We start from the raw sequence: 21447 nt of genomic DNA, 5'->3' as shown, positions 1-21447 counted from the left end.
TCCATGCGGCAAGTAATCTGTCCGGTCTGCAAAACTCCCCCCAATTTTTCCCACTCTCCTTATTCCATTTGCGATTGTTCCACTTGCGGAGTTCGATGGACTTTCCTCCCTAAAGAGATTCAATGGGAAGAACTGTATCGGGATGAAGTCTATGCAGTAGTCGATAATCGAACTTCAATTTTTGAAAAAATCATCTTTTCTGAAGCTCGAAAAGTACTCCGTCAAGCGCAATCTCTTTTCCCTCAAGCCAATCGCCTGTTGGATTTTGGATCAGGAAAAGGCCAGTTTCTGGCAGTGGCCAATGCTATGGGTTGGAAGGGTCTGGGAATCGAAACCGAGGCAGAAAGGGCCAAATTCGCCCGGGAAAAGTATGGAGTGGAAGTATTGACCAGTTTGTATTCTCAGGGGAAAATAGAGAATGGCAACTTTGATCTCATCACACTCAATCATGTTCTGGAACACCTTCCTGCACCTATTGAATTGTTGAAGCAACTCACTAATGATAACCTAGCCAAAGGGGGCATCTTATACCTTGAAGTTCCAAGAGCAGATTCCTGGCAGGCAAAAATCGCCGGCAATCAGTGGATGCATTGGGATATTCCCAAACATTTATCGCATTGGACAGCACAAAGTCTCATTGATCAACTGAAGCAACTCGGATTTTCCAAAGCTGGGATTCGCTCCTTTTCGGTTCACCTGGGAGTATTAGGGATGTTGCAGGCCCTGATGAGCCTGTTTGGATTTAAGGAAAATCTGATTTTAAGGCTAAAGAGAAAAAAATCTGTAGGGCTTCTTATGGGTATCGCAATGCTCTTGCCATTTGCCCTTCTTTTGGAGTTGCTTTCCGTTGCTTTTGGAAAATCAGGGATAATGGGAATTTATTGGAGAAAAGATGGCTAAAACCCGGCATATCCTTTTTTTACAAAGCAGCTCAGAAGGCTATGGTTCAGGAAAAATTATCCTTCAAGTCCTTCGATTCTATCAAAATCAGGGTTTTTCACCGGTAGTCGTTCTGACCAACGAAGGGCCAATCCAAGAGGAATTGAAGAAGCTGAACATTCCCACTTATGTCCAAAACTTGGGCATCTTGAGAAGGAAATACGTGAATCCTAGTGGTATTTTTAACCGAGTTCAGAAAAACCTAAACGCCTATCGGTTTTTGAAGCAGCTTCACCGGAGGTACTCTTTCGAGCTGGTATATTCCAATACCTTGGCGGTTATTGTAGGTTCTATTTGGGCCAAGCGAAATCAAATTCCTCACATCTGGCATATTCATGAAATCCTTCTTGGCCCAGCCCCTTTAGTCAAGCTTTTGGCAAAAATGCTGGACAGCAGTACGCCAAAGCCCATTGCAGTCTCTCAAGCAGTGGCTGATCACTGGCAAGCCCAATTACAAAATGCCCAGATTGAAGTGATTCCAAACGGAATTCCCTATGAGGGCTTTCTGAATGCGAAAGGAGCTTTAAAAACTGAACTTCAGCTCAGCCCAAAATCAGTTTTGATTGGCATGATCGGTCGGATCAATCCTGGAAAAGGGCAATTATTCTTTCTGGAAATGGCCGATAAAATCGCCAAAAAATATCCAGAAGCGCATTTTGTCTTGGTAGGAGACCCTTTTCCAGGCTATGAATATATCTTGGAAGAGGTGGAACAAGAGATCATAAAAAAGAAATTAGAATCGAGAGTAAGCTACCTGGGTTTTCGAACAGACATCCCTGAAGTAATGGCTTCCTTGGACATTTTTGTTTTGCCTTCTGTTTTGCCCGACTCATTTCCCACGGTTATTTTGGAAGCCATGTCTGCTGGCAAACCTGTTGTAGCCACTAAGTCTGGCGGTGCTTCGGAAATGGTTTTGGAAGGGGAAACCGGATTTTTGATCCCCATCAAAAATGTGAAAACCGGATCAGCCGCCATATCCACCTTGATTGAAGATCCCTCTCTTCGAAATTCCATGGGAGAAAAGGGCAGAAAAAGAGTCCTGGAGAAATTCAGTTTAGAATCCTTCGAACAAAAAGTCGTCAACCACCTATGGCAACATCTGAGAAAAAGCTGAAAGTAGCCATCATGGGTGCCAAGGGATATCCTTACGTCTATGGAGGATATGATACTCTGATTAAGGAGCTCGGGGAGCGGCTGGTCAAAAAGGGCGTTCATGTTCGGGTTTACAACCATCGGGCATTATTCAAAGAAAGGCCCAGATGGGTCAATGGGATCGAATGCATTTACACTCCCGCCATCGAATCCAAAAGCCTGACCCAGTTAACGCATACCTTTTTCTCCATGCTTCACGCCAGTTTTTCGGATGTAGATGTGATTTTTGTGGTCAACTCCGGGAATGGTCCCTTTGGGGCTATTTCCAAAATTTTCAGAAAACCTACGGCTATTAATGTCGATGGCTTGGAGTGGTTGAGACCCAAATGGAAAGGGCTAGGAGCAAAATATTTTTTCTGGGCGTCTAAAATGGCTACCAAATTTTATGATCAGGTGATCAATGATTCAGATGAAATGCGAAGAGTCTATCTGGAGCTTTTCCAAACGGACTCCAAGGTCATTGCCTATGGTGCAAATCCCCGAGAAAGCGTTGGTCCTGAACCCTTGCAAAAGTGGAATCTGGAAAGCCATTCGTATTATTTAATTGTTGGAAGACTGGTTCCCGACAACAATGCAGACCTGATCATCGAAGGATTTTTGAACTCAGACTCTGAAAGAAGATTGGTGATTGTTGGGGATGTCCCTTATGCAGATCCTTGGGCTAATCGCTTGAAAAACATTCGGGATCCCCGACTTCTTTTTACAGGATATGTCACTGATCCGGAGGAATTGGCTGCCTTGTACTCCCATTGCTATGTGTATTTTCACGGACATGAGTTTGGGGGAACCAATCCAGCCATGCTGAAGGCTTTGGGATATGGCTGTGCAATTTTGGCACTAAACACCCCATTTAATCAGGAAATGCTTCAAAACGGAACCCATGGCTGGTATTTTGAGAAAAACTCAGAGTCTGTAAAAGCATTGGTGGAAAAGGCGGATTCGCATCCTCAAGAATTGGAAAATCTCCGAAAAACAGCCAGAAAAGGACTGACCCAAAAATACAATTGGGATTATGTGACGGAGCAGTATTTGGAGGTTTTTCAAAGACTTTCTATATCCCGCTGATATTCGCCGATCTTCATCGCTGATGATCGCTGATTTTGGAAATCACCGGAGATCAGCAACATTTTCTGCGGAGATCAGCGGGAAAAAATCAATCATGAAAATTATTTACTCTTCTGTGGATTGATTTAGCAATGTCTTCTGTATTAAAATTCACCAAGATGCCAACTCTTAAGCCCGATAATCTCAAGTAGGTCACAATCTGTTTGTAATGAACTTCTGCAAGAGACTCGACTGATTTAATTTCAACAATTACTTTTTTCTCGACCAGCAAGTCCAAACGATAACCAACATCTAATTTCATTTCTTCATAAAATAAGGGTAGTCCTACTTGCCTTTCAATAAAGAGTCCAGCCTTTATTAACTCATATTCCAGAGCTGCTTCGTAGCTGGATTCCAGAAGTCCTGGGCCGAGGGTATTGTAGACTTTAAAAATTGCTCCCCGGATTAAAAAAGTGATCTCATTTTCATGCATTACTAAATTTAAATACTAATCTTCAAAAGTAGGCCTCTAGATCCCAATTCCTCTTTTTCATACAAAAAGCTTTGTCCCTTCGGATTCAATTATATTAATCCCGCTGATATTCGCTGATGATCGCTGATTCTAGAAATCTCCGGAAATCAGCGACTTTTTCTGTTTAGATCTGCGGGAAACCCAAGAAATTTAGATTGCCAGAAACTTTCTCCTTTTCAAATCCCTTTAATACTTATCTTTTAATCTCTAAACTCTTTAAAACCATGATCAGAAAAGCAACAGCCGTATGGAAAGGTAGCGGCAAGGAAGGCTCAGGTAAATTAACTACCGACAGCACTGTACTAAAAGACACTCAATACTCTTTCAACACCCGATTTGAAGACGGAGTAGGCACCAACCCGGAGGAACTCGTTGCGGCGGCTCACGCAGGCTGCTTTGCCATGAAACTGAGCTTCAATCTCAGTGGAGTCAATTTCCCTCCAAAATCTTTGGACGTAACATCCAAAATCACTTTTGAGGATGGCACCCTGAAAAAATCCCATTTGGTGATCAAAGCAGAGGTAGAAGGAATTTCCGAAGAAGAATTTGCCAAACAAGTCAAAGACGCTGAGGAAAACTGCCCTATTTCCAGAGCCTTAAAATTGGAAATTAGCTCAGAATATACGCTAACTGCTTAATAAGCCTTAGAAAAATCAAAAAATGCCCGGAATTCTGAATCCCGGGCATTTTTTTTAAAATCTAAATTTTATCCCTAACCCGGGAACACCAGCCCTAGAGGAATGGAAATTTATAGGTACCATACCTACCTGAGCCTCCAGAGCTCTTGCTGCACGAAAGTTCTTATTTGCTGAAATCATAGTAACGGTGCCCAAAGTCGCCAGGATTACACCACCTCCAAATAAAACTCCTATGCTGTCCAAATCCGGCTTGCCGGATGCCATGTAGGCCACTAAGACCGCCGTGCCTGAGAAGGCGATCAAACTTACGACAAGTTCCCCACTTCCATTTTTCCTTAATTCATCGGCAGTCTTTGGCGATGCTTCCTGTGCCATTACACTTATTCTCATTAAAAGGAATAAGCTGATTATCCATATCCTTTTCATAGTTTTTTTATTTTTTGAAACCAAAAATTAGAAAAGAAGCCTCTTACTAAAGGACAGAAATTTGCATACTGATTTTTTTTGATTTGCGAAAAAAACTAAAAAAGAGGCTCCTTTTTTTACAATGTCAAGACTATCGAATATGGTAGGTCCAAGCCACAAAACGACTGATTTTATTTCCCTGTGCCATCTCTACCACTTTGTGTTCTCTAATTCCTGCCAGAGCCATGGATTTCAAAATCTTGGGCAGGTTCTCCGATTTGGACACCAAAGTCGTAAACCAAAAAACCTGACTTTTGAAACGGAGACTTTCCCGGATCATATTCTGAATAAACGCCAATTCCCCTCCCTCAGTCCAAAGCTCTGCTGCCTGCCCTCCAAAATTTAAACCCGCTTTGGAAACCGACTTTCCGGTTAGGTTACGAACTTTTCTCCGGCTTCCTTCCTGGGCTGCTTCGGCTGACTCGTGAAACGGCGGATTGCACATGGTCAGGTCGAAAAATTCTCCTTTTTCAATTATCCCCTGAAAAATCAGGCCAGGAGATTCCTGTTTTCGAAGCTCAATCTTCTCCTTGAGCAAAGGGTTTTTCTGTAAAATCTGAAAAGCAGACGCCAATGCGGCAGGATTTATTTCAGAACCCACAAATGACCACCCATAAACCGAACTCCCGATGATGGGATAGATCAAGTTCGCCCCAGTTCCTATGTCCAACACCTTGATTTCAGAGCCTTTCGGAATCTTTTGTCCGTTCTTTTCCGAAAGTAAATCCCCCAAATAATGAATGTAATCCGCTCTTCCCGGAATCGGTGGGCAAAGAAAACCCGGTGGGATATCCCAAAATTCAACTTTATAGAAAGATTTGAGCAGGGCAGCATTGAGAGCTTTTACAGCCAAAGGATTCGAAAAATCTATACTATTATTCCCAAATTCATTGGTAAAAACAAACTCCCGCAGCCTCTCCTCCACTTTTACCAGTTCATCTAAGTCATACCGACCTTGGTGGATATTTCTAGGGTGAAGTTTCGGGGATTCTTGCTTTTTCATCTACCAAATCTACCAATCAATCTACCTCAAACACCAACTTCATGGTAATCGAAGCGGTTTTGTTTTTGGATGCGGTATTGAACGCGCCTCCCCAGGAGTAGTCTTCCCCGGAATTTTGCCCGGTGATTTGAAAGACTCCCATATTAGCAGTGACTAGGTCTCCCAACCTGGATTTGGAGTTTTCGGCAATTCGCTCGGCACGTACCCTTCCATCCTCTGTGGCTTTGGCAACCATTTCCAATTTGAGGGATTCGAGTTGGGTATAGTAATATCTAGGTAGCTGAGAATAAAAAGTGATTCCCTGATTCAAAAGCTCCGTGATTTCCCTGCTCACCTTTTCCACTTTTTCTACTTCTTTAGACTCGATCACCAAGGTTTGGCTCAATTGGTATCCTGTAAAAGTCTGCCCGGCATAATTTCCCGAAGCGGTGTAATGTTGCTGATACATCGGTAGCGTGGAAACGGCATTAAATACCAGCTGATCGTCCATGATTCCTTTGGACTTTAGGTATTGGGTGACTGCCGTCCTGTCTTTTTCCAAATCCGCATAGGCTGCTTTCAAATCCTTGCTTTCCCGCGTAAAATGTCCCTCCCAGACTATCAAGTCTGAGGTAAAGTTTTGTTCGCCCAAACCTGTGACATGGACAGTTCCCTGGGGTCTGTTACGATTAATGACCGCATGACCCAGTACCCAGGCAGCGATGATGATGGCGATGGAAAAAAGGACGGCCGAAAGATTGGTTTTCATGGGATGAAAAGTTTACAGTTTCTTGAAAATAAGAGTTTTAATACCCCCATCAAACGCAAAAAAACCTGCCGTTGCGACAGGTTATTGAATTTTTATGGAAACTTAACTCCTACAGTACCCGGTTTTTGAATTCCTGGCTTTTGGGGTTTTCCAAATCAATTAGATAGCCATTGATCACGGCGTATTTGAGCGCTCCGTTTTTGGAGAGAAAGAAGTTCGGGGCAGAACTGGTAGTCCAACCGCCGGATAGTTTTTCAGTAGATTTCAAAACTTGAATAGGAAGACTATGCAGCTGTCGTGGAGTTCCATTTTTTACTTTCACGGCCATAAATCCTTGTCTGAGTAACTCCAGGGCCTTTTCAGAACTGATCTGCTGGATATTTTCAAAAGCATTGGGGTAGACTTTTCCTTCAGTATACTCCAAACCAGTTGCGTCCAATTCCTCAAATCCAAAATACACCTGCATATCTCCCAAATCATCAATTGCCCCACTTACAAAGTAGGATCCGTTGGCTTCAGACTCCCTTCTTCGGATGACCAGGTCAATAGGATATTGTTTTACGTTCATAGTCACGAGCATTTCGTTGATCTTTAAGTCCACCAGCTGAAGTCCGTTATCCGGAATGGCAAAATATTGCTCAGTAGTATATTTCTCATATCCCTCTGTGGCGATTTGGTGGAGGGCATTCAGGATAATCATAAAGTTGATCTTTCGGATTTCCTGCTTCTCGGGATCATTAGGATAGCCTCCGGATTCTATCAGGATCGTACTGGTACCCCATTTTTGGATATTATCCCCAAAAGCTCTGGGCTCAAAGGCATCGTCATATTTGCCAACTCCCTCTGGGATAATTTGCTGAAGGAGTTCATTCATCCCTGCAATGGTTTTCATGGCTCGGCCACGAACCTCATTGATTTCAGTTTCATGATTATATGCGGGTGCCAAAAGGGAGATCGTGGCTTGCTTTGGCGTATTTACCACATTATAATACACTTGCTGGTCATGAAGATTGAAGCCAAACTCGGGTTCGAAATTATCCCGTGCGGCCTTAAGAATCACCGCCTCAGGAGAAATCTGAGAAATGGCATCCCGGTTCAGATCAATGTCCAGAGAATTTCTTCTTTTGAATGCTTCTGCCCCGTCCGGATTGATCATCGGGATAAATTTTAGACTGAGTTTTTCCTTCAAAAGCTTTCTCAGCTCATCATATCCATCCTCTTTCCCTTCCAAAAAATTAAAGAGATCAAAGAGGGACATGGTCGCTGTGCTTTCATTTCCATGCATTTGGGACCAAAGCATGACCTTGGTTTTTCCCTTCCCCCATTTCAGAGAGGAAATACTTCTTCCTTCAATAGACTCGCCAAGCTTTTCGATCTGAAATGCCCCAGAGTGCTTTTGAATCAATGGTTGTAATTCCGCGTGCTTGAATCTTCGGTGGGTCAAGGCAGGCTCTTGATACTTGGAAAAAGCCGCCTCAAGCTTTTCCAGTGACATGGGAAGGTAGGTATCTTGAGCCTGAACACTTAAAGTGGCAGTCACAAACACCAGGAAATACAAAAACAGGTTTTTTGGCAATCGGTTGACCATTTTCAATTGATTTTTCATGGAATTCGGAATAAAACTAGGCATTCGGAAGTAATAAAAGCATGTATTTTTACCAAACCTTAAAAATCGGGCCATGAAGTTAAGTTATCAGGTTTTTGACCTCCCCTTGAAACATACTTTTACCATCGCACACCAAAGTCGGGATATTCAGGATACCCTGATTGTAAAGCTCGAGGAAGAAGGAGTGTATGGTCTGGGAGAGTCCACCACCAATCCTTTCTATGGCATGACCATCGAAAACATGAGTGCCTGCCTGGAAGAAGCCCGGCCAGTGGTGGAAGGCCGTATCTGGAAAACTCCCGAGGAACTATGGGAAAAAAGCAAGGAAATTTTTAAAGACAATCCTTTTGCACAATGCGCACTGGACATGGCGGCATGGGATTGGTTTACCAAAAAACAGGGCAAAAAACTGTATGAATATCTTAATCTGAACCCAAAAAACATTCCACTGACCAACTTCACCATCGGGATTGACACGGTGGAAAAGATGGTTGCCAAGATGAAAGAAGTCGACTGGCCGATCTACAAAATCAAATTGGGAACTCAGAATGACTTGGAGATTGTCCGTGAGCTTAGAAAACATACCGACTCTACCTTCCGAATTGATGCCAATTGCGCCTGGACAGCTGAGCAAGCTATTCGCTACTCCGAAGAGCTAGCAAAATTGGGCGTGGAGTTTATGGAGCAGCCCTTAGGAAAAGATGATTTGGAGGGGATGAAAGAAGTCTTCCAATTCTCCAAACTTCCTGTGATGGCCGATGAAAGCTGCATCGTCGAAAGTGATGTAAAAAAATGTCATGGCCTATTTCATGCCATCAATGTGAAACTGGTCAAGGCGGGAGGAATCACGCCTGGATTGCGAATGATCCATGAGGCCAAGTCTTTGGGGATGAAAACCATGGTGGGATGCATGACCGAATCCTCAGTGGGAATCACCGCAATCGCCCATATTGCTCCCTTACTAGATTATGTGGATATGGATGGGGCAATGCTGTTGGCAAAAGATCCGGCGAGAGGTGTAATGATAACTCCTGAAAAGGTGGCATTTCCTGAGGGGCCGGGTATTGGGGCGGAATTAGTTTGAAGGTGTTTCGGATAATTTCCCCTTACAAGCAAAGCGGTATGTTTTTCAAAAACCCAGAAAAGTCTGATTTTCGTTAACTTAGATTAAAATTTGAATTATGGACGCGGCGGCACTAAAACTGGACTTGATAAGATGGCTTACCCAGCTTCAAGATGAGGTGATTTTGAAAAAAATCAATGAGCTTAAAGAATCCAACGAAGAGGTACCTGAGTTATCTCCTGAACAAATCGAGGAACTTGACCGCAGACTTGAAAAATATCAACGCGGTGAAATGGAATTTTTTTCATGGGAATCAGTAAAGGAGAGGATAAAATCAACCGGAAAAAATGAAGGCTAAAGTTCAGCTTTCCCAAGAAGCAGAAAAAGATGTTTTGAGTCTTTTAGATGGTATGAAGATCAAAAAACAGGCCTAGGGGATGCATTTTTAGAAGGGTTGGAATCTGCCCTTTCCTCGATTGGTGAAAATCCAAACGCCTATTCTTTTCGATACAAAAAGCTAGTCAGGGCGTTCCCTATGGACCGATTCCCTTTTTTGATTTTTTATGTATTGAAAGATAGTTTTGTGGATGTTATTTCAGTTTTTCATACTAGTCAAAATCCAAAAGCCTGGAAAAAGCGGATTTAAACGAAAAGCCCCGAATTATTCAATCCAGGGCTTTTGCTACAAATCAATTAATCTAGCATCTTGAGTCTAGCCTTATCCTTCTCCTACGATCAACTTAAATCCTTCTCCATGCACAGTGATGATCTGCACTTTGGGATCGTCTTTAAGGATTTTTCGGATTTTGCTCAAATACACATCCATGGATCTCGCATTGAAATAGCTGTCATCCCCCCAAATTTGCTTGAGTGCATGGCTTCTATTGACCAGTTTGTTGATTTCAGAGGCCAAAAGACGGATCAACTCATTTTCCTTGGAGGTCAGCTTATGCTTTCCTTCTGGTCCCTCGATATACTGCTCGTCGTAATGCAGGACAAAATCCCCAAAGCTATACGTCTTTAGCGGAGCTACATCCGTGGACTTCTGGGTTCTCCGAAGGATGGCCGTGATTCTCAACAAAAGCTCTTCCATGCTAAAGGGCTTGGTTAAGTAATCGTCCGCTCCAATTTTAAGCCCTTCGATGATGTCGTCTTTTTGATTTTTTGCCGTCAGGAAAAGGATCGGAAGATCTTCCTGCACTTTTTTGATTTCTTTAGCCAAAGTAAACCCGTCCTTTTTGGGCATCATGATGTCCAAAAGGCAGAGGTCGTATTTATCCTTTTTGAATTTATTCCAGCCTTCTTCCCCGTCCCTGCAAAGGGTAGGTTCGTAACCCTTCATCTGAAGGTACTCCTGTAGGATGTCTCCTAGATTTGGGTCGTCTTCGACCACCAATAGTTTGGCTTTGCTCATTGTTTTCTGGGTAGGTTAATAGTGAATTTGCTTCCTTTTCCGGTTTCTGATTGTACGTGGATCTCTCCATGATGAGCTTCAAGCATGGCTTTGACATAGGAAAGTCCCAGTCCAAATCCTTTTACATCGTGAAGATTGCCAGTCGGAACCCGGTAGAATTTATCGAAAATCTTCTTTTGAGCTTCTTTGCTCATTCCAATACCATTGTCTTCAATTTGGACGATCAGCTGATCTCCATCTTCTTTCGCGGTGACTTTTATCAAGGGAATCTCCCGCGAATATTTGTTGGCATTGTCCAGCAGATTGTTGAAAATATGGGTCAAATGGAAAGCATCACCTTCCACTTCGGGATTAAGGAGCTGGTTGAAAAACTCGATTCTTCCCCCCTTCTTCTCTACCTGCAAACTGATATGATCAACCGTACTTTCTATCAAATCGGCAAGGTTAATTTGCTCAATCTTTAATTTGAAATCCTGCTTATCCAAGGCTGCCGCCTGCAAAACCTTCTCGACTTGAGAGACCAGTCTTTTATTTTCGTCCTTGATAATTCCCAAATATCTTGCCCGAAATTTATCCTGAGTACTCAAGTCAGGGTCCTGCAAAGCCTCCACTGCCAGACTTACCGTTGCCAAGGGAGTCTTAAACTCGTGGGTCATGTTGTTGATGAAGTCATTCTTGATATCAGATAGCGCCTTTTGTCTTAGAATCACCTTGATGGCATAGACAAAACAGGAGATGATAACAAGAATAAACAGAATAGAAGACGAAATCGGCAACCATACCTGGCGGAAAATATGGCTGTTTTTGTGTGGAAAATAGACATATAAATAATTGTCCCTTCCTAGGATATCATTGGGAAACAGCTTGGCTTCGATCCCATCTGACATAAGTGAGCTGGTGTCAATCTGAGGGCCGATTCCGATAATTTTGCCCTCTTCGTCCAATAGCCCCAATTCAAAATTCTCGTTAATCCCTTTCTCAGCAAGTTGACTTTTGAGGAGATTTTTCACCCTAGCGGTGTCGAGTCGGTCCAGAATAGCCTGTTGTCCTTCCGCAAGTTCCGCGAAGGCCTGATTCATCATTTCGATTTTCAGATTGGTTTTCTTGATTTTTTCCAGAGCATCATCTGAAATATTGATTTCTGTGAAAAAGGGAGGGATAGTATTGCTTCGGGAGTTTGGGTTTTGAGCCAAGTATTTCTGCCTCTTGTCTATAAACTCCAATTGCTTCTCTTTTTCCTGAAGAAGAATCTGCATTTCATCAGGAGTAAAAAAAGTAGAGGCCACTTCCGGAGTCATGTAGGTGAAGAAGTTTTCCAGCTCAGACAAAATTGTAATATCCAAGCCCCGGGAAAGGAGCATTCTTCTAAAGGTCTGGCTGACTTGTGGGACCTCTGTGGAAAACAGGGTGTCGACCACGGAAGGCCTAGAGTAAGTAGGGGTAGCCTGAATCTGAAGTTCAATCGGATCAATCTTCTTGAAAAGGCTTTCCTGAAGAATAGAATCCCGAAGTAGATGGCTCAAAAATGCGTCACTGGTCTCTCCTTTTTCCAAATCTTCCACCGTGCTGGAAAGAGCCTGCAGGACGTTTTGGTCAAAGCGCTCCTGATTGATCCGAATGGCATTTCTCACCCAATAGTATTGAAATCCCATCAAGCCAAAGCTTGCCAAGGACATAAGGACTACTACCAGAGTGATGCTATTTTTAGACATGTTACAAATTTACGGGTATTGGAAAGGGCCAATTGATTGGTTAACATGTTTTAACTCATAGGAGTAATTGAACAATGAAAACCATATCGAAATAAACCCGTTCTTTGGAAAGGTTATCTTAATTACAACGGTTTACACAAAAAGGGAAGCTTTACGGCTTCCTTTTTTTAGCTCCATAGGGTACCTTTGCCGCTTAAATTTTCCACAAAGGATGCACAACCCTACTGAAATTCAAGGAATACGTTTGGAGTCATTGGCTCATCAATTCGGTACCGCTCTATATATATATGATGGTGAGAAGATCTTCAATCAGGTCAAATCCCTGCAGGAGGCTTTTTCTGCGGCACCGGTCAAAGTAAAGTATGCCACCAAAGCCTTGTCAAATTTGTCCATCTTGAAGTTGATCAAAAAGGCCGGGGCAGGAATGGATGCAGTTTCTATTGAAGAAGTTAAGTTGGGTCTGATCGCTGGCTTTTCCCCTGAAGAAATCATGTACACCCCAAGCGGTGTAAGTTTTGAAGAAATTCAGGAAGCGGTGAAAATCGGCGTCATGATCAATCTGGACAGCATTCCTTTGATGGAACAGTTTGGTGAAACCTATGGGAATTCGATTCCTACCTGTATCCGGATTAATCCTCATATCATGGCCGGAGGAAACCTGAAGATCTCCACCGGACACAGCGAAAGTAAATTCGGAATATCCATCGAGTTTTTGCCTCGTATTTTAGAAACAGTAGCTAAGCATCAACTTCAAATCGTAGGCCTTCATATCCATACGGGTTCGGATATTCTGGATGCAGAGGTTTTCCTGAAGGGAGGAAATGTGCTTTTCGAAGCCGCAAAAAACTTTCCTAATCTTAAGTTTCTGGACTTTGGAGGTGGGTTTAAAGTAGCCTATAAACCCAAAGACATTGCCACGGATATTCCAGAAGTGGGGAAAAAAGTGGGAGAGGCCTTTCAGAATTTCTGTAAGGAATACGGGCGGCAGCTGGAGCTTTGGCTGGAGCCTGGAAAATATCTCGTAAGTGAGGCCGGGTATCTTGTCGTGAAAACCAACGTGGTCAAAGAATCCACTTCCATCACCTTTGCCGGTGTGGATTCCGGGTTAAATCACCTGATCCGTCCCATGATGTACGATGCTTATCATGAAGTATATAACCTCAGCAATCCCGAGGGACCCAAGAAAAAATATAACGTCGTTGGCTACATCTGCGAAACGGACACCATTGCCCCACATCGGGAGCTGAATGAGATTCGTCAAGGTGATTTTTTGGTGATCAAAAATGCCGGCGCCTATGGCTTCAGCATGGCATCCAATTACAACTCCAGATTAAGGCCTGCTGAGATTTTGATCTGGAAAGGCCAAACCCATCTCATCCGGGCGAGGGAAGAGTTTGAGGACTTGATCAAAAATCAAATTGTTGCTGAAATTTAATCTCAAAGGCGCCTCTCGGCGCCTTTGGTATAATTATTGAGTTTTCCCCTGAAGCTTGTTGCGAAATCGGCTTAAAACCCGACTTGGTAGCAAGGAATTTTGCGATTGTTCGCCCCAATCCTAAGCCCTAGTTGAGATTACACTTCAAAAAATAATGTATTTAAGTTATTGATAATAACTTTGCTATCCGGTTGGTAGAGGTTATGCTTAGGAAAATATTCAGTATTGTCACGTTAATCTTTTTGATCTTGAAGTTGGATATTTCAAGTGCTCAAGACGTGCAATATTCTCAATTCTATGCTGCACCTCTTTACTTGAACCCTGCATTGACTGGAGCTAGTGAGCTTACAAGAGTCGGAGTCAATTACCGAAATCAATGGCCAGGATTGGATCACAGTTTCAATTCGTACTCAGCCTACATCGATCATTACATTTTTGATTACAACAGCGGAATAGGCCTGATCTTTAATAGCAACCAAGAATCTCTGGCCAATCTGTCCACCAACGAAATCGGACTTAGCTACTCCTATAGACTACGACTCAGTGACAACTTCTTTTTCCGGATCGGCGGGCAAGTCAGCTACATGCAGCGGGATGCTTTTTTCTCTGACCTGGTATTTGGCTCCATGATCGATATCGTCAATGGAACAGTCGGAGGAATAACTGACGAGCTAAACGGAATTCCCCTGGATAGCAGGCATTCCTTTATGGATTATGCGGTCGGAGGCCTGTTTTACAATGATAAATTTTGGTTTGGAGGATCCGCCCATCACCTGACTGAGCCCAATGTGTCCTTTGTTGAAGATCAGACCAGCGTCCTACCGATGAGGTTATCCTTACAGGGGGGCTATAAATTAAATCTGTCTCCAGGAGGAAGAGATTATTTTACCCATATCGCACAGGAAAGATCACTTTCCTTTGCTTTCAATTACAAGCAACAAGACCCCTTCAACCAGTTGGATGTTGGAACTCAATTATTCTTGCAGCCTTTGGTTTTGGGACTTTGGTATAGAGGACTTCCAACCAAAAATAATTTGCCAAACAATGAAGCTGTCATTGGATTAGTCGGGGTTTCTTTGGAAAGCGGATTGGATATTGGCTACTCTTACGACGTGACGGTATCCAAATTGGGACAAAAAAACAGTGGAGGAGCACATGAAATATCGATCAGATATACCTTTTTATGGGGTGATCCCCGTTCCAGAAACCAAAGATCAAGGGTAATTCCTTGCTTTAAGTACTAATTTTTGGGCGAAAACGACCTCGCTTCAAAAATATTTTCAAAAAAATCAAAGTTTTTTTTCGGGCCTGTTTTCCAGGCCTTTTTCATTTCATCCCAAAAAAAAAGTAAGACCTAAACAATTTTTTCTCTGTTGAGAGAATTTCAAGAATTATTAGACAATTCTAAGGCGCATTTCATTTTTAGAGGCCAACCCCAAACTCTTGTTTTTTAAAATTATTTGCCTCTATTTTCACATATCACGTTGTTTTAAAGAATATCATTTTGTCGTATGTGATTTACAAAAAATAATATTCTAAAAAATGAAATACACAAAAGGGAATTTATAAGGCAAAAAAAGCAACCTGAAAAGAGCTTAGGTACAAAAAATGAAACTGAAACTGGGAACATATCTGAAAAAAGGGATTCTGCTGGCGATGTTGGCAGGGCTACCTTTTGTTTCATTTTCCCAATTCGCCTTTGACCTTCCTTCCAAAGGAAATGAGCGTATTTTTAACTATTCCGGAATTTGGGTTCAGGTAAGCGGAAAGCTGGCTTTGTGCTCTCACAGCGAAAAAGGTCATATCAACCTGGAAGTGGGTGGAGGAAAACCTCCTTATACTTTCAAATGGAACACTCTCCAAACCACTCAAAACAGAACCAATCTCAATGCAGGCACCTATACGGTATGGATCACTGATTCAGAAGGCAAGGTTCATGAAGAGAGAATCGTAATCCAGCCTCCTTTTCCTCTAATTCTCAATAATGTCGAAAAAAAAGACGCGAGCTGTGGATCCGGAAAGGACGGTTACGCAAAGATTTCTGTCAAAATGGGCAGAAACGATTATGAGCCCAACAGTCCTCCTTACAAAGTCACTTGGAGTAATGGCCTCAAGGATGTTTGGGAAGCAAACAATCTAGAACCGGGCGTTTACACCGTCACTGTAGCAGATAAGTACAACTGTGATGTAAGTGTAAGCTTTGAAATCAAATCCGCCTCTGAGGGAATCAAGGTTTCAGAATCTATCGAAAATGTATCCTGTAGCTCAGACGCCACAGGAAAAATTGCTTTAAACGTATCAGGAGGTCAGGCCCCATATTCTTACCTATGGAATACCGGTGCTACCACCAAGGATCTTTCCAATCTTTCAGCAGGCACCTATCAGGTTCAAATCAAAGATCAAAAGGGGTGCTCTTTCCTTGCTTCCTATACCATTGCCGCTAGCTCTCCAATCTTACTTTCTGAGCAAATCCTTCAGCCTTCCTGCGAAGGAAACACCAATGGAGAAATCTCGGTCAATGTTTCCGGCGGAAAAGCGCCTTATACCTACCTATGGAGCAATGGCCAAACAGGTGCTTCCATTAAATCTCTGAATGCCGGAGTTTATACTCTGAAAGTTACCGATGCCCAGGGCTGCAAAGTAGAAAAACAGTTTTCCCTAACGAATGAATCCAACCTTCAGCTTGAGGTGTTGGAAAATAGAGCAGTTTCATGCCCCGGAAAGTCAGACGGAGGGATCTCATTGGCAGTGAAAGGAGCAAAAGGGGCTGTGGAGGTAACTTGGTCCGATAGTCCCATCAATCAGCTTCAAAGAAAAGATCTAAAAGCGGGCGTGTATATCGTCAATATTAAAGATCAGAGTGGCTGTTCAATTTCCAAATCTCTCGAAATCAAAGAATCTCCGGGACTCAATGCAAGAATCGAAACTGCTCTGGATGTGGATTGTGAGGCCGGAAAAGTAGAAGGACTGGCTTGGGTTTCTATCCAAGGTGGGAAAGAACCTTACACCATTTCCTGGAGCACAGGATCAGCCAATTCAAGAGAAATCAAATTCAATAAGTCCGGAATTCTTAAAGTCACTGTAAAAGACGCTTTGGGATGTACCACCGAAACGGAGACCCGTGTTGATTTTCCAACTCAAAACGTCTCCGGCTCTAGACTGGACTTTCAGTACAGAAAACTTGAAATCAACAGCGAACCAGAGGTGTTGGCTAAGGAGGAAATCCTGTTTGAAAGCCAAATATCACCGGAGTTCCTGAGCTGGCAATGGGAGTTTGGAGATGGTAAAAAGTCATCTGAAAAAGACCCCATCCATGTGTTTGAAAAGCCAGGAACTTACGAAGTTACACTCACCGCATATGATTTATTAGGCTGCTCCTCAGTCGAAAAAAACACCATTCAGGTAATTCCCCCAGCTCAAATGGTGGTCATCCCAAATGCATTTTCACCCAATGGAGATGGACTAAATGACACCTTCCTTCCTAAAGTCAAAGGAGTCTCTTCCTTCTCCATGGAAATTTTCAATACCTGGGGCGAAAAGCTATTCAGTACCGCCAGCATTGAAACCAAAGGTTGGGACGGATTTTACCAAGGTCAAATGTCTCCTCCGGGCAACTATCTCTATCGTATCACCTACACCACTCCTGATGGTATCACCCATTCTCAATCAGGAGGCCTCACCCTAATCAGATAAGTTTATGAAAAAAACATTTACGCTTATCATTCTCTTCTGTATATCCTTGAGCCTCAAGGCCCAGGATGTGCAATACTCGCAGTTTTACTCTAATCCAATCTATTTGAATCCTGCTTTGACAGGAGCCAGCGAGGGCACCAGTATGGGGATCAATTACCGGAACCAATGGCCCGGTTTAGAGCAAAGCTTTATCTCCTACTCCGCGCATGTGGACCATTACTTTTTTGGTGCCAAAAGCGGAGTGGGATTGATATTTAATCGCTCTCAGCAAAGTATGGCTAATCTGAGCGTCTCTGAAGTCGGCTTGTCTTACTCTTACCGAGCAAGGCTAGGATTCAGATCTTTCCTGAGAATCGGAGGCCAAGTAAGCTACATGGACCGAGATGCTTTTTTTGGCAATTTGATCTTTGGTAGCCAGATCGATGACCAAACAGGCGCCATCGGAGATTTTTCCGGTGAAAATCTAGGGTCAGACTTCCGTCACCAATTTGCTGATTATAGCGTCGGCGCTCTTTTCAACAATGACAATTTCTGGTTTGGATTCTCGGCTCATCATATTTCCCAGCCCAATATTTCCTTTTTGGACGGACAATTCAGCCAGCTTCCAATGAAACTATCTGCCCACGGCGGATATAAAATCGATCTTTCAGGGGCAGGGGCCAAGCACTTCCTCAACAGATCTACAGGCAACAGAGAACTGACTTTTGCCTTCAATTACAAAAATCAAGAACCCTTCCAACAGCTCGATTTGGGTGCTCAAGTGAATCTTCAGCCCTTGGTGCTTGGTCTTTGGTATCGGGGAATTCCAGTCTCTGGAGAAAGTCCTTCCAACAATGAATCCGTAATTGGCTTAGTTGGTATTTCATTGTCTTCCGGACTGAGTATAGGGTATAGTCATGACTTCACCATTTCCTCTTTAGGCAACGGAAATACGGGTGGAGCACATGAAGTAAGCTTGCGGTATAGTTTTTTGGCAAGTTCTAGCAAGGGGGCGGGTAGAAAATCCTCCATGCCATGTTTTAAATATTGACTTTTTAAACAATGATTGGGAGAAAGGGCTTTTCATTATGGAAAGCCCTTTTTTATGTCCAAAACCCTACGACTGATTCTCGGCGACCAACTCAATGGTCAGCATCCTTGGTTCGAATCCACAGACAAATCCGTCAGCTACCTGATGATGGAGGTCCGGCAAGAAACGGATTATGTAAATCACCACATTCAGAAGGTGGTGGGATTTTTTCTCGCTATGCGGAATTTTGCAGAAGAGCTTCGGTCAAAAGGCCATCAGGTTCTCTATTTCAAACTTGATGACCCCAAAAACCAACAGGATTTTTCCATGCAGATCCACTCCCTGATCAAAGAAGAGGGATTTACCAGATTTGAATACCTACTCCCGGATGAATACAGATTGGATCAGCAACTGAGAACCCTTGCGAAATCTCTTGAAATCAACACGGAAGCAGTTGATACCGCGCATTTCCTTACTTCTAGGGAATTCTTGAAAGATTTCTTTGAAGGGAAAAAAACCTACCTCATGGAGACCTTTTATAGAGAAATGAGGAAGAAATACGATATCCTGATGGAAGGAAAACAACCCATCACCGGGCAATGGAACTACGACCAGGATAACCGGCAAGCCCTGAAAGACAAAAAGCTTCTGCGAAAAGCAAAGCTACACCCCAAAAGAGTCACTGATATGGTTGAAATCCTGGAAAAATCCGGAGTAAAAACCATCGGAACTATCGATCCGGAGAATTTCACTTGGCCTGTCTCGAGAGAGGAAAGCTTGGAGGTATTGGAGTATTTCTGTGAAAATCTCCTTCCGAATTTTGGCTCTTACCAAGACGCCCTTACTACTTGGGATCCTTTCCTGTTCCACTCCAGATTGAGTTTTTCCCTAAACACTAAAATGATCAGCCCTCTTGAAGTTGTTCAGAAAGTGGAGGAATATTGGAAGGAAAACCAAGACCGGATTTCTATCTCCCAAGTGGAGGGATTTATCCGGCAGATCATCGGTTGGAGGGAGTATATGAGGGGAATTTATTGGGCAAAAATGCCAGATTTCGCCCAACTAAATTTCTTTGGCAATGAGCGAAAACTCCCAGATTGGTTTTGGACTGGAAAAACCAAAATGAACTGCCTGAGTCAGTCCATAAAACAATCTTTAGACTATGCTTATGCTCATCATATTCAGCGCTTGATGGTCACAGGCAATTTTTCCTTACTGGCAGGAATCCATCCCGACGAGGTGGATGCTTGGTACTTGGGGATTTATATCGATGCCATTGAATGGGTGGAAATCACCAACACCCGTGGCATGAGCCAATTTGCAGACGGAGGGATTGTGGGAACCAAGCCTTATGTTTCTTCAGCCAATTACATCAAAAAGCAGGGTAATTATTGCGATCACTGCGCCTACAGTCACAAGGAAAAAGTCGGAAAGAACGCCTGTCCTTTCAACAGCCTCTACTGGCATTTTTATGCCAGGAATCGGGAGCTTTTGGAGAAAAATCCGAGAATCGGCATGATGTACCGCACCTTGGATAAAATGGGAAACAAGCAGGAGATTCTGGACCAGGCGGAGGATTACCTAAATCGGTTAGAAGAGCTTTAATTCCAAAAAACCGAAAATGAGCCCAAAACAAATAAGTTGTCAGATTTTGGGTCTGAATTACCTTGGTACAAAGGGTTGGGTGAATCCAGATATCTTCCCTCCAGTCTGATCATTCCCCAATTTCCCAGTTTGCGATCTAAATTGAGAGAAACACCTCCCACCTCCAAGCCCTGATCGAAGAAGGAAAAAGAAATGCCTTGGAAGGGGTCGTCAAAATACTCCCACCGTATCGCTGAAGACAATTTTTCGGAAAAATTATACTGGACGATCAAGGAAGTGCCCCACCAGGACTGATTGGAGGTAAGCTCATTGACCCGGTTGCCCACGTCCAAGGCTGCTATCAATTTCCATTTTTTTCCCGGAGAAAAAATCCCATACATATTGCTGAAATAAATATACGTCCCGGCCTCGATCCCACTGTCTGTCCCCAAAAAAGTACTCCAGTTCAAGGTCGTGGTTGAGTTCGGGGTGTAGCTCACTTGTGTACCAAATGAAGGTTTATTGACCCCTTGTATCGGCTGAATTCTCTGCCAGCCATTTAAGTAAAGAAAGGCTAAATACCACTTTTCATCAGCTTGCCATCCCAACTTAAAGCCTGTTTCAAAATAGGGACTGTTTTCCGCAATCATGGATCTGGATAGGGTAAGGTTTTCCTTGGAAATGGCATTTTCAAAGCCAATATGAGAAGGCAGTACGCCGGCTTCCAGCCAAAGTGTTTTTTCCGAATCCAAAGCATACTCCACATTAGCTTGATGGATCCATTTCAGAAGATCCGGTTCAGAGGCTAAATTATCGGCCACATAAGTCCCCTGCTGAATTCCTAAATTGGCCCGAAATCTACCGGACTCATAAGTCCCCGCAAGTAGAGCTAGATTAACAGCAGGTTTTGCATGCCGGGTATGATTGTACAGAAATGGGAGCCGTTTTTCGGTAGTTGGCCCATTGAAATCATGGCCATGGTAGAGATTCAAAAACGCCGAAAACCGAAATGCAGAAGGTTTTTCTTGCTCTTGAGCCAAGCTGCCAAAAGCAAGAAGGAAAAGAAAAACAACGCCAAGTACGTTTTTGCTCATTTTGTGAAAATACAATAATCAAAAATTAAGAGGGAATTGAAAGCCTTCCTCTCGGATGTTTAAAATAGAATATGATTATCCGCAATTGCACCACAATCCAAAATTCCTTTGGCTTGGCGGTCGGAAGTCCGAAGACCGAAGCTGACTAGAACTGAACTTCAAGCGAGATTTTATTCATAGCGTACGGCCTACTGGTAATAATGCGGATATACATAAAATTGAACTTAAGGAAAAGACAATCCTTATCCATAAACCTAAAAAAGCCGCTCAATATGATCGGCTTTTAGGATATAAATTTTACCAAAGGAAAAGATTT

At 43.1% G+C, this 21447-nt stretch carries 19 protein-coding genes and 1 pseudogene; 12 read left to right on the top strand and 8 right to left on the bottom strand.

Annotated features, from left to right (window positions below):
• Positions 1-3: 3 nt before the first annotated feature.
• The 3 genes from G458_RS0114640 to G458_RS0114630 are packed head-to-tail and all read left to right on the top strand — an operon-like array spanning position 4 to position 3156.
• Positions 4-900, top strand: a complete 897-nt coding sequence (locus G458_RS0114640; protein WP_026952546.1) for a class I SAM-dependent methyltransferase — start codon at positions 4-6, stop codon at positions 898-900.
• Entirely contained in the window at positions 893-2053 is a 1161-nt protein-coding gene (locus G458_RS0114635) for a glycosyltransferase family 4 protein (RefSeq protein WP_026952545.1), read from the top strand. Before G458_RS0114640 ends, G458_RS0114635 begins: the two co-directional genes overlap by 8 nt.
• The gene (locus G458_RS0114630) at positions 2029-3156 is read left to right on the top strand and encodes a glycosyltransferase (protein ID WP_026952544.1); all 1128 of its coding nucleotides are present in this window, start codon (positions 2029-2031) and stop codon (positions 3154-3156) included. Before G458_RS0114635 ends, G458_RS0114630 begins: the two co-directional genes overlap by 25 nt.
• Positions 3157-3244: 88 nt before the next feature.
• Here G458_RS0114630 and G458_RS0114625 read toward each other — a convergent pair whose 3' ends face one another.
• On the bottom strand, positions 3245-3628 hold the full coding sequence (locus G458_RS0114625) for a GxxExxY protein (RefSeq protein ID WP_026952543.1): 384 nt from the start codon (positions 3626-3628) through the stop codon (positions 3245-3247).
• Positions 3629-3891: 263 nt separating this feature from the next.
• Here G458_RS0114625 and G458_RS0114620 point away from each other — a divergent pair, with 263 nt between their 5' ends.
• Complete coding sequence (locus G458_RS0114620) at positions 3892-4305, top strand: OsmC family peroxiredoxin (protein ID WP_026952542.1); 414 nt, start codon at positions 3892-3894, stop codon at positions 4303-4305.
• Between the two features lie 54 nt (positions 4306-4359).
• Here G458_RS0114620 and G458_RS0114615 read toward each other — a convergent pair whose 3' ends face one another.
• The 4 genes from G458_RS0114615 to G458_RS0114600 form a co-directional block, all read right to left on the bottom strand.
• Positions 4360-4695 carry a hypothetical protein gene (locus G458_RS0114615; RefSeq protein WP_157359810.1) on the bottom strand — a complete coding sequence of 112 codons (336 nt, stop codon included), beginning with the start codon at positions 4693-4695 and terminating at the stop codon, positions 4360-4362.
• Positions 4696-4861: 166 nt separating this feature from the next.
• Positions 4862-5773, bottom strand: a complete 912-nt coding sequence (rlmF, locus tag G458_RS0114610) for a 23S rRNA (adenine(1618)-N(6))-methyltransferase RlmF (protein WP_026952540.1) — start codon at positions 5771-5773, stop codon at positions 4862-4864.
• A 16-nt stretch (positions 5774-5789) separates the two neighbouring features.
• Positions 5790-6521, bottom strand: coding sequence for an SIMPL domain-containing protein (locus tag G458_RS0114605; protein WP_026952539.1), 732 nt, complete (start codon positions 6519-6521; stop codon positions 5790-5792).
• A gap of 109 nt (positions 6522-6630) precedes the next feature.
• Complete coding sequence (locus tag G458_RS0114600) at positions 6631-8127, bottom strand: M14 family zinc carboxypeptidase (RefSeq protein WP_084438885.1); 1497 nt, start codon at positions 8125-8127, stop codon at positions 6631-6633.
• Between the two features lie 73 nt (positions 8128-8200).
• Between G458_RS0114600 and G458_RS0114595 the strand changes: the two genes are divergently transcribed.
• The 3 genes and pseudogenes from G458_RS0114595 to G458_RS22080 form a co-directional block, all read left to right on the top strand.
• Entirely contained in the window at positions 8201-9211 is a 1011-nt protein-coding gene (locus G458_RS0114595; protein WP_026952537.1) for a dipeptide epimerase, read from the top strand.
• Between the two features lie 97 nt (positions 9212-9308).
• Positions 9309-9548, top strand: a complete 240-nt coding sequence (locus G458_RS0114590; RefSeq protein WP_026952536.1) for an addiction module protein — start codon at positions 9309-9311, stop codon at positions 9546-9548.
• Positions 9549-9605: 57 nt separating this feature from the next.
• A pseudogene (locus G458_RS22080) lies at positions 9606-9836 on the top strand (type II toxin-antitoxin system RelE/ParE family toxin); the annotation flags it as partial.
• 72 nt (positions 9837-9908) lie between these two features.
• Here the strand turns inward: G458_RS22080 and G458_RS0114580 are convergent.
• Together G458_RS0114580 and G458_RS0114575 are read right to left on the bottom strand one after the other, a co-directional pair.
• Complete coding sequence (locus tag G458_RS0114580; RefSeq protein ID WP_026952535.1) at positions 9909-10604, bottom strand: response regulator transcription factor; 696 nt, start codon at positions 10602-10604, stop codon at positions 9909-9911.
• Positions 10601-12316 (bottom strand): sensor histidine kinase, encoded by a 1716-nt coding sequence (locus G458_RS0114575; protein ID WP_026952534.1) that lies wholly within the window; start codon positions 12314-12316, stop codon positions 10601-10603. Before G458_RS0114575 ends, G458_RS0114580 begins: the two co-directional genes overlap by 4 nt.
• Before the next feature lie 211 nt (positions 12317-12527).
• Here G458_RS0114575 and lysA point away from each other — a divergent pair, with 211 nt between their 5' ends.
• The 5 genes from lysA (at position 12528) to G458_RS0114545 (ending at position 20058) form a co-directional block, all read left to right on the top strand.
• On the top strand, positions 12528-13751 hold the full coding sequence (lysA, locus tag G458_RS0114570; RefSeq protein WP_026952533.1) for a diaminopimelate decarboxylase: 1224 nt from the start codon (positions 12528-12530) through the stop codon (positions 13749-13751).
• Between the two features lie 203 nt (positions 13752-13954).
• Positions 13955-14995 (top strand): PorP/SprF family type IX secretion system membrane protein, encoded by a 1041-nt coding sequence (locus G458_RS0114565; protein ID WP_026952532.1) that lies wholly within the window; start codon positions 13955-13957, stop codon positions 14993-14995.
• Between the two features lie 364 nt (positions 14996-15359).
• On the top strand, positions 15360-17444 hold the full coding sequence (locus tag G458_RS20960; RefSeq protein ID WP_051287348.1) for a PKD domain-containing protein: 2085 nt from the start codon (positions 15360-15362) through the stop codon (positions 17442-17444).
• A 4-nt stretch (positions 17445-17448) separates the two neighbouring features.
• Positions 17449-18474, top strand: a complete 1026-nt coding sequence (locus G458_RS0114550; protein WP_026952531.1) for a PorP/SprF family type IX secretion system membrane protein — start codon at positions 17449-17451, stop codon at positions 18472-18474.
• Positions 18475-18528: 54 nt separating this feature from the next.
• Positions 18529-20058, top strand: a complete 1530-nt coding sequence (locus G458_RS0114545; RefSeq protein ID WP_026952530.1) for a cryptochrome/photolyase family protein — start codon at positions 18529-18531, stop codon at positions 20056-20058.
• Here the strand turns inward: G458_RS0114545 and G458_RS20955 are convergent.
• Positions 20055-21131 carry a porin gene (locus G458_RS20955; protein ID WP_051287346.1) on the bottom strand — a complete coding sequence of 359 codons (1077 nt, stop codon included), beginning with the start codon at positions 21129-21131 and terminating at the stop codon, positions 20055-20057. The two genes, G458_RS0114545 and G458_RS20955, sit on opposite strands and share 4 nt — an antisense overlap.
• Positions 21132-21447 lie beyond the last annotated feature (316 nt).

This window comes from Algoriphagus mannitolivorans DSM 15301, from assembly GCF_000429425.1.
Taxonomy (GTDB): domain Bacteria; phylum Bacteroidota; class Bacteroidia; order Cytophagales; family Cyclobacteriaceae; genus Algoriphagus; species Algoriphagus mannitolivorans.
Note: the sequence above shows the minus strand (reverse complement) of the source record. Positions and strands in the feature narration are given on the sequence as shown.

What these genes read in the sequence shown, in the direction of transcription:
- rlmF (WP_026952540.1), bottom strand. Translation starts at nt 5,773, where the DNA reads ATGAAAAAGCAAGAATCCCCGAAACTTCACCCTAGAAATATCCACCAA.
- G458_RS0114565 (WP_026952532.1), top strand. Translation starts at nt 13,955, where the DNA reads ATGCTTAGGAAAATATTCAGTATTGTCACGTTAATCTTTTTGATCTTG.
- G458_RS0114605 (WP_026952539.1), bottom strand. Translation starts at nt 6,521, where the DNA reads ATGAAAACCAATCTTTCGGCCGTCCTTTTTTCCATCGCCATCATCATC.
- G458_RS0114640 (WP_026952546.1), top strand. Translation starts at nt 4, where the DNA reads ATGCGGCAAGTAATCTGTCCGGTCTGCAAAACTCCCCCCAATTTTTCC.
- G458_RS20955 (WP_051287346.1), bottom strand. Translation starts at nt 21,131, where the DNA reads ATGAGCAAAAACGTACTTGGCGTTGTTTTTCTTTTCCTTCTTGCTTTT.
- G458_RS0114630 (WP_026952544.1), top strand. Translation starts at nt 2,029, where the DNA reads ATGGCAACATCTGAGAAAAAGCTGAAAGTAGCCATCATGGGTGCCAAG.
- G458_RS0114620 (WP_026952542.1), top strand. Translation starts at nt 3,892, where the DNA reads ATGATCAGAAAAGCAACAGCCGTATGGAAAGGTAGCGGCAAGGAAGGC.
- G458_RS0114635 (WP_026952545.1), top strand. Translation starts at nt 893, where the DNA reads ATGGCTAAAACCCGGCATATCCTTTTTTTACAAAGCAGCTCAGAAGGC.
- G458_RS0114575 (WP_026952534.1), bottom strand. Translation starts at nt 12,316, where the DNA reads ATGTCTAAAAATAGCATCACTCTGGTAGTAGTCCTTATGTCCTTGGCA.
- G458_RS0114615 (WP_157359810.1), bottom strand. Translation starts at nt 4,695, where the DNA reads ATGAGAATAAGTGTAATGGCACAGGAAGCATCGCCAAAGACTGCCGAT.
- G458_RS0114600 (WP_084438885.1), bottom strand. Translation starts at nt 8,127, where the DNA reads ATGAAAAATCAATTGAAAATGGTCAACCGATTGCCAAAAAACCTGTTT.
- G458_RS0114625 (WP_026952543.1), bottom strand. Translation starts at nt 3,628, where the DNA reads ATGCATGAAAATGAGATCACTTTTTTAATCCGGGGAGCAATTTTTAAA.
- G458_RS0114590 (WP_026952536.1), top strand. Translation starts at nt 9,309, where the DNA reads ATGGACGCGGCGGCACTAAAACTGGACTTGATAAGATGGCTTACCCAG.
- G458_RS20960 (WP_051287348.1), top strand. Translation starts at nt 15,360, where the DNA reads ATGAAACTGAAACTGGGAACATATCTGAAAAAAGGGATTCTGCTGGCG.
- G458_RS0114595 (WP_026952537.1), top strand. Translation starts at nt 8,201, where the DNA reads ATGAAGTTAAGTTATCAGGTTTTTGACCTCCCCTTGAAACATACTTTT.
- G458_RS0114580 (WP_026952535.1), bottom strand. Translation starts at nt 10,604, where the DNA reads ATGAGCAAAGCCAAACTATTGGTGGTCGAAGACGACCCAAATCTAGGA.
- lysA (WP_026952533.1), top strand. Translation starts at nt 12,528, where the DNA reads ATGCACAACCCTACTGAAATTCAAGGAATACGTTTGGAGTCATTGGCT.
- G458_RS0114545 (WP_026952530.1), top strand. Translation starts at nt 18,529, where the DNA reads ATGTCCAAAACCCTACGACTGATTCTCGGCGACCAACTCAATGGTCAG.
- G458_RS0114550 (WP_026952531.1), top strand. Translation starts at nt 17,449, where the DNA reads ATGAAAAAAACATTTACGCTTATCATTCTCTTCTGTATATCCTTGAGC.